This window comes from Citrobacter sp. Ce006 (assembly GCF_030336535.1).
Classification (GTDB): Bacteria; Pseudomonadota; Gammaproteobacteria; order Enterobacterales; family Enterobacteriaceae; genus Citrobacter; species Citrobacter europaeus.
Genome location: NZ_JAOWDO010000058.1, coordinates 214,540 through 225,174 on the forward strand (window position 1 = coordinate 214,540; position 10,635 = coordinate 225,174).

Below are 10,635 nucleotides of genomic sequence, written 5' to 3' on the forward strand. Positions count from 1 at the left end.
CTACCCAGGCTGATTTTCACTCTGCTTTAATTGCATTACGCAGCCGTCCGGGCTTAACATTTTTAATACGTTATCAACTAATACTGGCGCTTGCCCATACAAATCATAACTCACTGGATTCATTAACCAGTTTTTTATTATTCCGCTAAAGCTACCGTGCAAAATAATGATGATGACATCTAAATCCAGACTGGTGGCAATCAGATTTTCATCCACGCACTTCTGCAGAGCGTCACGAATGCTTTGATGACTGAGACCTATTTTATCGCGAATAGCCTGCTCTGATATCATATCATTATGGAATTCACATTTATGATATAAAATCTGCATTAATGCCTGCTGGCGAGGATTCTGTGCAATATATTGTAATCCCACCACAAACTTTTCACGCAGTCGCTGTAAAGGATTATCCCCCCAACGTCCAATAAGCTGGTCCTGAATAAGATCGCGCAATGGAGGTTGTTGTAACCATAGCTCATTAAACAGTTGCGTCTTGTTTTCGAAATGCCAATACAGCGCCCCCCGCGTCACGCTGGCGGCATCCGCAATGTCGTTTAACGTCGTATTGCTAACGCCGCGCGCGGCAAACTGCACAATCGCTGTATCTATCAGGTGCTGTCGTGTTTTGAGAGCATCAGCTTTCGTTTTTCTGGCCATGGTTTCGACTGTCTGGGGTAGAGTAGAGAATGATTAACTTTCTTATCTAATATTTGCTATACGGAACAAATGTATCACTTAGCATTTATTTAAACGAGGTCTAAACGCGTTAATTGCAGACATTACACACAAATAAACAAAACAAATAACAACCATCAATATATTCACCAATTCAATATCTATTTCAATATGTGTTTATGCGCATCATAGCATTGCTATTAACGCCATAATGAAACGGCAGTAGATTAATCTTTTTTTGTTTTTACGTGCCGTGTATTGCGCTTATAAATAAGTATTGCTTACATCGCAAGCTAATAATTTGTAGGATAGCCAACTATTATTTTTTCTTGTGCGCGTTATCGCCTCTGCGTTACCCGGTTAATAACGAGCGTTCGGTTTTTTAAGGAATAGAAATGACGAAAAATGCCAGGTTTTCACTCCTGCCCTCATTCATCATCATCTCCGCAGCATTACTCGCCGGTTGTAACGATCAGGGAGAAACACAAGCTCATCCCGCAGAGCCACAGGTGACTGTTCATGTCGTCGAAAAGGCGCCTTTAGCTGTGACGACTGAATTACCTGGACGCACAACGGCATTTCGTATTGCTGAGGTCCGTCCTCAGGTCAGCGGGATTGTTCTTAAACGGAATTTTACCGAGGGGAGCGATGTTGAAGCCGGTCAGTCGCTTTATCAGATCGATCCCGCGACTTACCAGGCGGACTATGACAGCGCCAAAGGCGAACTGGCAAAGAGTGAAGCGGCTGCCGCTATCGCGCATTTAACGGTAAAACGCTATGTCCCGCTGGTTGGCACCAAGTACATCAGCCAGCAAGAGTACGATCAGGCGATTGCTGATGCCCGCCAGGCCGATGCCTCCGTAATCGCGGCAAAAGCGGCGGTCGAAAGCGCACGTATCAACCTGGCCTACACCAAAGTGACATCGCCCATTAGCGGACGTATCGGTAAATCTAACGTCACCGAAGGCGCATTAGTCACGAATGGTCAGGCAACTGAGCTTGCTACCGTGCAACAGCTTGATCCTATTTACGTCGACGTAACACAGTCCAGTAATGACTTTATGCGCCTCAAGCAATCCGTTGAGCAAGGAAGCCTGCATAAAGACAGCGCCAGCAGTACCGTCGAACTGGTGATGGAAAATGGTCAGTCGTACCCGCTGAAAGGCTCATTGCAATTTTCTGACGTGACGGTTGATGAAAGCACCGGATCCATCACCCTCAGGGCCGTATTCCCTAACCCGCAGCACACGCTGCTGCCGGGCATGTTTGTGCGCGCGCGCATTGATGAAGGCGTCCAGCCAAATGCCATTCTCGTTCCGCAACAGGGTGTGACGCGCACGCCTCGCGGCGATGCCACCGTGATGGTCGTTAACGACAAGAGTCAGGTTGAGTCTCGCGCAGTCGTCGCCGCACAAGCCATTGGCGACAAGTGGCTCATCAGCGAAGGTCTGCAACCGGGTGACAAAGTTATCGTGAGCGGCTTACAAAAAGCACGCCCTGGCGTTCAGGTTAAAGCAACTGCCGATACCGAAACCCCTGCCACGAAAGCCCAATAAGGTAACCGGACATGGCTAACTTTTTTATCAGGCGTCCTATCTTTGCCTGGGTGCTGGCTATCATTCTGATGATGGCGGGCGCTCTGGCAATCATGCAACTGCCTGTGGCGCAATACCCAACTATCGCCCCCCCTGCGGTCGCCATTTCCGCCACCTACCCAGGTGCGGATGCACAGACGGTACAGGACACCGTTACGCAGGTTATCGAACAGAACATGAACGGTATCGATAACCTGATGTATATGTCCTCCACCAGCGATTCCGCGGGGAGCGTGACCATCACGCTGACCTTCCAATCCGGTACCGACCCCGATATCGCGCAGGTTCAGGTACAAAACAAACTGCAGCTCGCCACGCCACTCCTGCCGCAAGAAGTTCAGCAACAGGGGATTAGCGTCGAGAAATCCAGCAGCAGCTTTTTAATGGTTGCGGGTTTTGTTTCTGATAACCCACAAACCACGCAGGATGACATTTCCGACTACGTCGCCTCGAACGTGAAAGACTCAATCAGCCGTCTTAATGGCGTAGGTGACGTGCAGTTGTTTGGTGCGCAGTACGCCATGCGCATCTGGCTGGATGCAAACTTGTTGAATAAGTACCAGCTCACGCCGGTTGATGTGATCAACCAGTTGAAGGTGCAGAACGATCAGATTGCCGCAGGTCAATTAGGGGGTACGCCCGCATTACCAAATCAGCAGCTTAACGCCTCTATCATTGCGCAAACGCGACTGAAGGACCCTGAAGAGTTCGGCAAAGTGACTTTACGTGTGAACAGCGATGGTTCAGTTGTTCACCTGAAGGACGTTGCACGGATCGAATTGGGTGGTGAGAACTACAACGTCGTGGCGCGTATTAACGGTAAGCCTGCTTCCGGCCTCGGTATTAAGCTGGCAACCGGGGCAAACGCGCTGGATACCGCTAACGCCATCAAAGCTAAGCTGGTTGAGCTGCAGCCGTTCTTCCCTCAGGGAATGAAGGTAGTCTATCCGTACGACACGACGCCGTTTGTAACCATCTCGATTCATGAAGTGGTAAAAACGCTGTTTGAGGCGATCGTACTGGTGTTCCTGGTCATGTATTTGTTCCTGCAAAACATCCGGGCGACGCTCATTCCAACCATCGCTGTCCCCGTCGTATTGTTGGGCACATTCGCCGTACTTGCCGCGTTTGGCTACTCGATAAACACCCTGACGATGTTCGGGATGGTGCTCGCCATCGGTCTATTGGTCGATGATGCGATAGTGGTGGTGGAGAACGTGGAACGCGTGATGATGGAAGATCATCTGCCGCCTAAAGAGGCGACGGAAAAGTCCATGTCACAAATTCAGGGGGCGCTGGTCGGTATCGCCATGGTGCTGTCTGCGGTCTTTATCCCCATGGCCTTTTTTGGCGGCTCAACCGGGGCTATCTATCGGCAGTTCTCCATTACCATCGTTTCCGCCATGGCGCTTTCTGTACTGGTCGCGCTGATCCTGACTCCTGCACTTTGTGCAACGCTGTTGAAGCCGGTATCGGCTGAGCATCACGAGAAAAAAAGCGGTTTCTTTGGCTGGTTTAATGCCAAATTCGATCACAGCGTTAATCACTATACCAATAGCGTCAGCGGTATTGTGCGTAAAACCGGGCGTTACCTTGTCGTCTATCTGATCATCGTGATCGGAATGGCGGTTCTGTTTATGCGCCTGCCGACCTCCTTCCTGCCAGAGGAGGATCAGGGTGTGTTTATGACAATGATTCAACTTCCGGCAGGAGCGACGCAAGAGCGCACCCAGAAAGTACTGGATCAGGTTACTCAGTACTACCTGACCAAGGAGAAAGCTAACGTCGAAAGCGTCTTCACGGTTAACGGTTTTAGCTTCAGCGGTCAGGGGCAAAACTCAGGTCTGGCATTCGTTAGCCTCAAGCCCTGGGATGAACGTAGCGGTGAGGAAAATAGTGTTGAAGCGGTCATTGCACGCGCTACACGCGCGTTCAGCCAGATCCGCGATGGGTTAGTCTTCCCCTTCAATATGCCCGCTATTGTTGAACTGGGTACCGCAACCGGCTTCGATTTTGAACTGATCGATCAGGGCGGTCTGGGGCATACGGCGTTGACGCAAGCGCGTAACCAGCTGCTGGGGATGGTGGCTAAACACCCCGATCTGTTGGTTCGCGTTCGTCCTAACGGACTTGAAGATACTCCGCAGTTTAAGCTGGATGTTGATCAGGAGAAAGCACAGGCACTGGGGGTATCGCTGTCGGATATCAACGAAACTATCTCCGCATCACTGGGCGGCTATTACGTTAACGACTTTATTGACCGTGGCCGCGTGAAGAAAGTTTACGTCCAGGGGGATGCCAAATACCGCATGCTGCCAGCGGACATCAATAATCTGTATATCCGCAGCGCCAATGGCGAAATGGTTCCGTTTTCCGCGTTCAGTGCATCACATTGGATTTATGGTTCACCGCGCCTGGAACGTTACAACGGTATGCCATCCATGGAAATACTGGGCGAAGCGGCACCAGGGCGAAGCACTGGTGAAGCAATGGCGCTGATGGAAAGCCTGGCGGAAAAACTGCCAAACGGTATTGGTCATGACTGGACGGGTATGTCCTATCAGGAACGACTGTCGGGTAACCAGGCGCCAGCGCTGTATGCCATCTCGCTAATTGTCGTTTTCCTTTGCCTTGCAGCACTGTATGAGAGCTGGTCGATCCCCTTCTCGGTCATGCTGGTTGTGCCGCTTGGCGTGGTTGGCGCGCTGTTAGCAGCGTCGCTACGTGGGATGAATAACGACGTCTACTTCCAGGTGGGCCTGTTAACTACTATTGGCCTCTCGGCTAAGAACGCCATCCTGATCGTCGAATTTGCCAAAGACCTGATGGATAAAGAAGGCAAGGGCTTGATTGAAGCTACTCTGGAAGCGTCACGCATGCGTCTTCGTCCAATCCTGATGACATCTCTGGCGTTTATTCTGGGGGTTATGCCTCTGGTTATCAGCCACGGTGCCGGGAGTGGTGCGCAAAATGCGGTCGGAACAGGCGTAATGGGAGGCATGCTGACCGCGACACTGTTGGCAATCTTCTTCGTCCCCGTCTTCTTCGTTGTCGTCAGACGGCGTTTTAGTCGGCACAACGATTAATTTGTAAAATAAAGGCGTCTTCGGACGCCTTTTTCACCGATGATGCCCCTCTTTATTTATTAATAAGATAGCTATTTATTTGTTTTTAACCTCTCCTGAAAACCCGCCCGCCACCTTTCTTTTTATCCATTATTTTTACAATCCACATGAATTGAGATTATTCCTCATGTCAGTCTTTTTTTAAGAGGTGGTAAAATAATCCCCGAGTTCGCAGATGGCTTAGCGTTTGTCTTTGCTCGATTAGCGAAACGCTTATATTTGAGGTAACACCATGAAAAGATTAATATCCGTTGCATTGCTTACCGCATTGCTGGCCGGCTGTGCACACGATTCTCCTTGCGTACCTGTATACGACGATCAGGGACGCCTGGTTCATACCAATACCTGTATGAAAGGCACCACTCAGGATAACTGGGAAACAGCCGGTGCCATCGCCGGTGGCGCAGCAGCCGTTGCCGGGCTGACGCTTGGGATAGTTGCCCTGACCAAATAAATCTTCATAAAAGCGCGGTGGGTACCGCGCTTTTTGCAATAAGAATTAAATCTTCTTATAAGACAAAACGTTGGTATATAGCACTCAACGTATAATAAAATTATTATAGATTCCCCTCACATATCCACGATTTGAAATTAGCATTTTTTCGGTTCTTCGTAACACCGTGTTTTCTTTTCATTATTCTCACGCCATCAATATTAACGTACGAAATCGTTATCACGCGTTCGGTTTGAATTTTAAATTTTTTGCGCCGAAATGTGGCTTACGTTTCAATTTTGCACCACTTCAGGGCGCTGCATTTATTTATTCCTGTCTACACTCTGCATATTGCGTCGAATAATCGTGCGCAAAAAACCTGGCACTACCTTTGCTTAAAAGAGTATGGCCATCGCCACAGACAGGTAAAAGACGTTTTAAGAACGTTTCCATAACAATAATTCCTCCACACAGGATGCTCTATGAAAAAGATGATAATAGCCAGCCTGGCTGCGGCCGGCGTGCTGCTTGCGGTTACAAATCAGGCACATGCCGGCGCAACACTTGATGCCGTAAAGAAAAAAGGTTTTGTGCAGTGTGGGATCAGTGACGGGTTGCCTGGCTTTTCTTACGCCGATGCAAGCGGTAAGTTTTCAGGTATTGATGTCGACGTATGTCGTGGCGTTGCCTCCGCCGTATTTGGCGATGATAGCAAAGTAAAATATACCCCGCTTACCGCTAAGGAACGCTTCACCGCGTTACAATCTGGTGAAGTCGACATGCTCTCTCGTAATACCACATGGACCTCTTCTCGTGATGCCGGTATGGGTATGTCTTTCACGGGCGTGACGTATTACGACGGCATTGGTTTTCTTACCCACAATAAAGCAGGTCTGAAGAGCGCTAAAGAGCTGGATGGCGCAACGGTTTGTATTCAGGCAGGAACAGATACCGAACTGAACGTGGCTGACTACTTTAAAGCCAACAACATGAAGTACACCCCCGTCACTTTTGACCGCTCGGATGAATCCGCTAAAGCTCTGGAATCTGGACGCTGCGACACGCTGGCTTCCGACCAGTCTCAGCTGTACGCCCTGCGAATCAAGCTGAGTAATCCGGCTGAGTGGATTGTCCTGCCAGAAGTTATCTCTAAAGAACCACTGGGACCTGTCGTGCGTCGTGGGGACGATGAGTGGTTCTCCATTGTTCGCTGGACGCTGTTCGCCATGTTGAATGCGGAAGAAATGGGTGTTAACTCGAAAAACGTTGATGAAAAAGCGGCTAATCCTGCAACGCCGGATATGGCACACCTGTTAGGTAAAGAAGGGGATTATGGCAAGGATCTGAAGCTTGATAACAAATGGGCTTACAACATTATCAAGCAGGTTGGTAACTACTCGGAGATCTTTGAGCGTAACGTTGGATCGGAAAGCCCACTGAAGATCAAACGTGGACAGAACAACCTCTGGAATAACGGCGGCATTCAGTATGCGCCACCGGTGCGCTAATGCGTTGTGATGTAACGGGCGCCGCAACTGCGGCGCTCAGCCCAGAGTCATAGTTACTGAGGTTTTCTTATGTTCCATCGCCGCTCAACCGTAAAAGGATCGTTATCCTTTTCTAACCCTGCGGTCCGCGCCTGGTTATTTCAAATACTCGCCGTCATTGCGGTTATCAGCATTGCGGTGTATCTCATTCATAACACGATAAATAACCTGAACAATAGCGGTATTACCTCGGGATTTTCTTTTCTCGATCGCAGCGCCGGATTTGGTATTGTCCAGCATCTGATTGATTACGAGCAAGGCGATACGTATGGCCGTGTCTTTATCGTTGGCCTGCTCAATACACTATTAGTTTCAGCACTGTGCATTGTTTTCGCATCAATTCTCGGTTTCTTTCTCGGACTGGCACGCCTGTCAGATAACTGGTTATTGCGAAAGCTCTCAACGATCTACATCGAAACGTTCCGCAATATACCGCCGCTGCTGCAGATCTTCTTCTGGTATTTCGCCGTATTACGTAACCTGCCAGGCCCACGTCAGGCCGTTAACGCGCTGGATTTGATGTTCCTGAGCAACCGGGGGCTCTATATTCCTGCGCCGCAAATGGGAGAAGGTTTTTTTGCCTTTTGCGCCGCTGTCATTATCGCTATCGTCATCACCATCGGGTTATTTCGCTACAACAGAATGTACCAGACCAAAACCGGTCAACTACGCCGGACCTGGCCTACGGCTCTGGCATTGATCGTGCTTTTACCGTTGATTGCACAGTGGATGTTTGGTGCTGCGCTTCACTGGGATATCCCCGCGCTTCGCGGTTTTAACTTCCGTGGCGGTATGGTGCTTATACCTGAACTGGCTGCCCTGACGCTGGCGCTTTCAGTGTATACCTCAGCGTTTATTGCAGAAATTATTCGGGCGGGAATTCAGGCTGTTCCATATGGCCAACATGAAGCCGCACGCTCGCTGGGTCTGCCAAATCCAGTGACGCTGCGTCAGGTGATCATCCCGCAGGCGCTGCGCGTCATCATTCCTCCATTAACCAGCCAGTATCTGAATATCGTCAAAAACTCCTCACTTGCGGCCGCCATTGGCTACCCGGATATGGTTTCACTGTTTGCCGGCACGGTACTTAATCAAACAGGGCAAGCCATTGAAACTATCGCCATCACGATGTCGGTGTACTTGATCATCAGCCTGAGCATTTCTTTATTGATGAATATTTATAACCGCCGTATTGCACTGATTGAGCGCTAAGGAGCCATGATGACAAAAGCACTGCTGTCTCACCCCTCGCGCCAGAGCAGTAACCCGGCAAGTCGCAGTCTACTCTGGATGCGTAAAAACCTGTTCTCCAGTTGGTCAAACAGCCTGCTCACGCTGCTGTGCGTCTGGCTGATTTGGTCATTTCTTCCGCCATTGTTGAACTGGGTATTCTTTCAGGCCAACTGGGTCGGTTCAACCCGAGCAGACTGCACCAAAGCCGGAGCCTGCTGGGTGTTCATTCATGAACGCTTTGGGCAATTCATGTATGGACTTTATCCCCACGATCAGCGCTGGCGCGTAAATCTGGCCCTGATAATTGGTTTGCTGTCTATCGTTCCCATGTTCTTGAAAACAATCCCGCATCGTGGCCGCTATATCGCCGTCTGGGCCGTCGTTTATCCAGTGGTGGTTTGGTGGTTGATGTACGGTGGTTTTTTCGGGCTGGAGCGCGTAGAAACCCGGCAGTGGGGTGGATTAACACTGACGCTTATCATCGCATCCGTGGGGATTGCGGGCGCGCTTCCGTGGGGCATTTTACTGGCGCTGGGACGTCGTTCTCATATGCCAGTCGTGCGGATTTTATCCGTCATTTTTATTGAGTTCTGGCGCGGTGTGCCGTTGATTACCGTTCTGTTTATGTCTTCGGTCATGCTTCCTCTGTTTATGTCCGAAGGGACCAGTATCGACAAACTTATCCGAGCGCTGGTCGGCGTTATTCTTTTCCAGTCAGCCTATGTCGCAGAAGTGGTTCGCGGAGGGTTACAGGCCCTACCTAAAGGTCAGTATGAAGCCGCTGAATCACTGGCATTAGGATACTGGAAAACACAAGGGCTGGTCATTCTCCCGCAAGCCCTCAAGCTGGTTATCCCGGGTCTGGTTAACACGATTATCGCCTTATTCAAGGATACCAGTCTGGTCATCATCATCGGCTTATTTGATCTCTTCAGTAGCGTGCAGCAGGCCACTGTGGACCCCGCGTGGTTGGGTATGTCGACGGAAGGATATGTTTTCGCCGCACTGATTTACTGGATCTTCTGTTTCAGCATGTCGCGTTATAGCCAACATCTGGAAAAACGTTTTAACACCGGGCGTACACCGCACTGAGGAATTTATGAGTCAATTATTAATGCAATCTACTGACGCGATGATCACGCTGGAAAACGTCAACAAATGGTACGGACAGTTTCATGTCCTGAAAAACATCAACCTGAAGGTAAAACAGGGCGAGCGCATCGTATTGTGCGGTCCTTCCGGTTCGGGTAAATCAACAACTATTCGCTGTATCAACCATCTGGAAGAGCATCAGCAAGGACGTATTGTAGTGGATGGGATAGAACTCAATGAAGACATCCGCAATATTGAGCGCGTCAGACAGGAAGTTGGCATGGTCTTTCAGCACTTTAATCTCTTTCCTCATTTGACGGTCCTGCAAAATTGCACGCTGGCGCCAATCTGGGTGCAAAAGATGCCGAAAAAAGAGGCTGAGGTACTGGCAATGCACTACCTTGAGCGAGTTCGCATTGCGGAACATGCGCATAAATATCCCGGGCAAATCTCTGGTGGACAGCAACAGCGTGTAGCTATTGCTCGCTCGCTGTGTATGAAGCCCAAAATCATGTTGTTTGATGAGCCCACATCAGCGTTAGATCCTGAAATGGTAAAAGAAGTGCTGGATACCATGATAGGTCTGGCGCAATCAGGCATGACCATGTTGTGTGTTACTCATGAGATGGGCTTTGCCCGCACAGTGGCCGACCGGGTGATCTTTATGGATCTTGGCGAGATTGTGGAACAGGCACCACCGGATGAGTTTTTTGCTCACCCCAAATCCGAACGCACCCGCGCGTTTTTATCGCAGGTTATTCATTAAAGCCACACGCCGTATACAGTTCCGGCGTTTTCCCACGTATAAACGTGAAAAGGCCATCCTGACGGATGGCCTTTTCACTTATTTGATGTCTGGCAGTTTATGGCGGGCGTCCTGCCCGCCACCCTCCGGGCCGTTGCTGCGCAACGTTCAAATCCGCTCCCGGCGGATT

The 10,635-nt window shown here is 49.9% G+C and carries 8 protein-coding genes; 7 read left to right on the forward strand and 1 reads right to left on the reverse strand.

Going from position 1 to position 10,635, the window contains the following annotated elements:
* Complete coding sequence (gene envR, locus OGV94_RS06015; RefSeq protein WP_286518684.1) at positions 1–657, reverse strand: acrEF/envCD operon transcriptional regulator; 657 nt, start codon at positions 655–657, stop codon at positions 1–3.
* A 413-nt stretch (positions 658–1,070) separates the two neighbouring features.
* Here envR and OGV94_RS06020 point away from each other — a divergent pair, with 413 nt between their 5' ends.
* The 7 genes from OGV94_RS06020 to OGV94_RS06050 all read left to right on the forward strand — a co-directional run bounded on the left by OGV94_RS06020 (position 1,071) and on the right by OGV94_RS06050 (position 10,466).
* The gene (locus tag OGV94_RS06020; RefSeq protein WP_043017837.1) at positions 1,071–2,231 is read left to right on the forward strand and encodes an efflux RND transporter periplasmic adaptor subunit; all 1,161 of its coding nucleotides are present in this window, start codon (positions 1,071–1,073) and stop codon (positions 2,229–2,231) included.
* Positions 2,232–2,242: 11 nt separating this feature from the next.
* Entirely contained in the window at positions 2,243–5,356 is a 3,114-nt protein-coding gene (locus tag OGV94_RS06025; RefSeq protein WP_105179654.1) for an efflux RND transporter permease subunit, read from the forward strand.
* A gap of 271 nt (positions 5,357–5,627) precedes the next feature.
* The gene (locus OGV94_RS06030; RefSeq protein ID WP_043017839.1) at positions 5,628–5,849 is read left to right on the forward strand and encodes a lipoprotein; all 222 of its coding nucleotides are present in this window, start codon (positions 5,628–5,630) and stop codon (positions 5,847–5,849) included.
* A 461-nt stretch (positions 5,850–6,310) separates the two neighbouring features.
* Positions 6,311–7,336 (forward strand): amino acid ABC transporter substrate-binding protein, encoded by a 1,026-nt coding sequence (locus OGV94_RS06035; RefSeq protein ID WP_047408269.1) that lies wholly within the window; start codon positions 6,311–6,313, stop codon positions 7,334–7,336.
* A 69-nt stretch (positions 7,337–7,405) separates the two neighbouring features.
* Positions 7,406–8,587, forward strand: a complete 1,182-nt coding sequence (locus OGV94_RS06040; RefSeq protein WP_286522818.1) for an amino acid ABC transporter permease — start codon at positions 7,406–7,408, stop codon at positions 8,585–8,587.
* 9 nt (positions 8,588–8,596) lie between these two features.
* On the forward strand, positions 8,597–9,700 hold the full coding sequence (locus OGV94_RS06045; RefSeq protein ID WP_047408263.1) for an amino acid ABC transporter permease: 1,104 nt from the start codon (positions 8,597–8,599) through the stop codon (positions 9,698–9,700).
* Positions 9,701–9,707: 7 nt separating this feature from the next.
* A complete protein-coding gene (locus OGV94_RS06050) occupies positions 9,708–10,466 on the forward strand; it encodes an amino acid ABC transporter ATP-binding protein (RefSeq protein ID WP_047408260.1) in 759 nt (252 codons plus the stop codon).
* The last annotated feature ends 169 nt before the right edge of the window (positions 10,467–10,635 follow it).

Coding starts and splice junctions, on each gene's coding strand:
- envR (WP_286518684.1), bottom strand. CDS start 657: ATGGCCAGAAAAACGAAAGCTGATGCTCTCAAAACACGACAGCACCTG.
- OGV94_RS06020 (WP_043017837.1), top strand. CDS start 1,071: ATGACGAAAAATGCCAGGTTTTCACTCCTGCCCTCATTCATCATCATC.
- OGV94_RS06025 (WP_105179654.1), top strand. CDS start 2,243: ATGGCTAACTTTTTTATCAGGCGTCCTATCTTTGCCTGGGTGCTGGCT.
- OGV94_RS06030 (WP_043017839.1), top strand. CDS start 5,628: ATGAAAAGATTAATATCCGTTGCATTGCTTACCGCATTGCTGGCCGGC.
- OGV94_RS06035 (WP_047408269.1), top strand. CDS start 6,311: ATGAAAAAGATGATAATAGCCAGCCTGGCTGCGGCCGGCGTGCTGCTT.
- OGV94_RS06040 (WP_286522818.1), top strand. CDS start 7,406: ATGTTCCATCGCCGCTCAACCGTAAAAGGATCGTTATCCTTTTCTAAC.
- OGV94_RS06045 (WP_047408263.1), top strand. CDS start 8,597: ATGACAAAAGCACTGCTGTCTCACCCCTCGCGCCAGAGCAGTAACCCG.
- OGV94_RS06050 (WP_047408260.1), top strand. CDS start 9,708: ATGAGTCAATTATTAATGCAATCTACTGACGCGATGATCACGCTGGAA.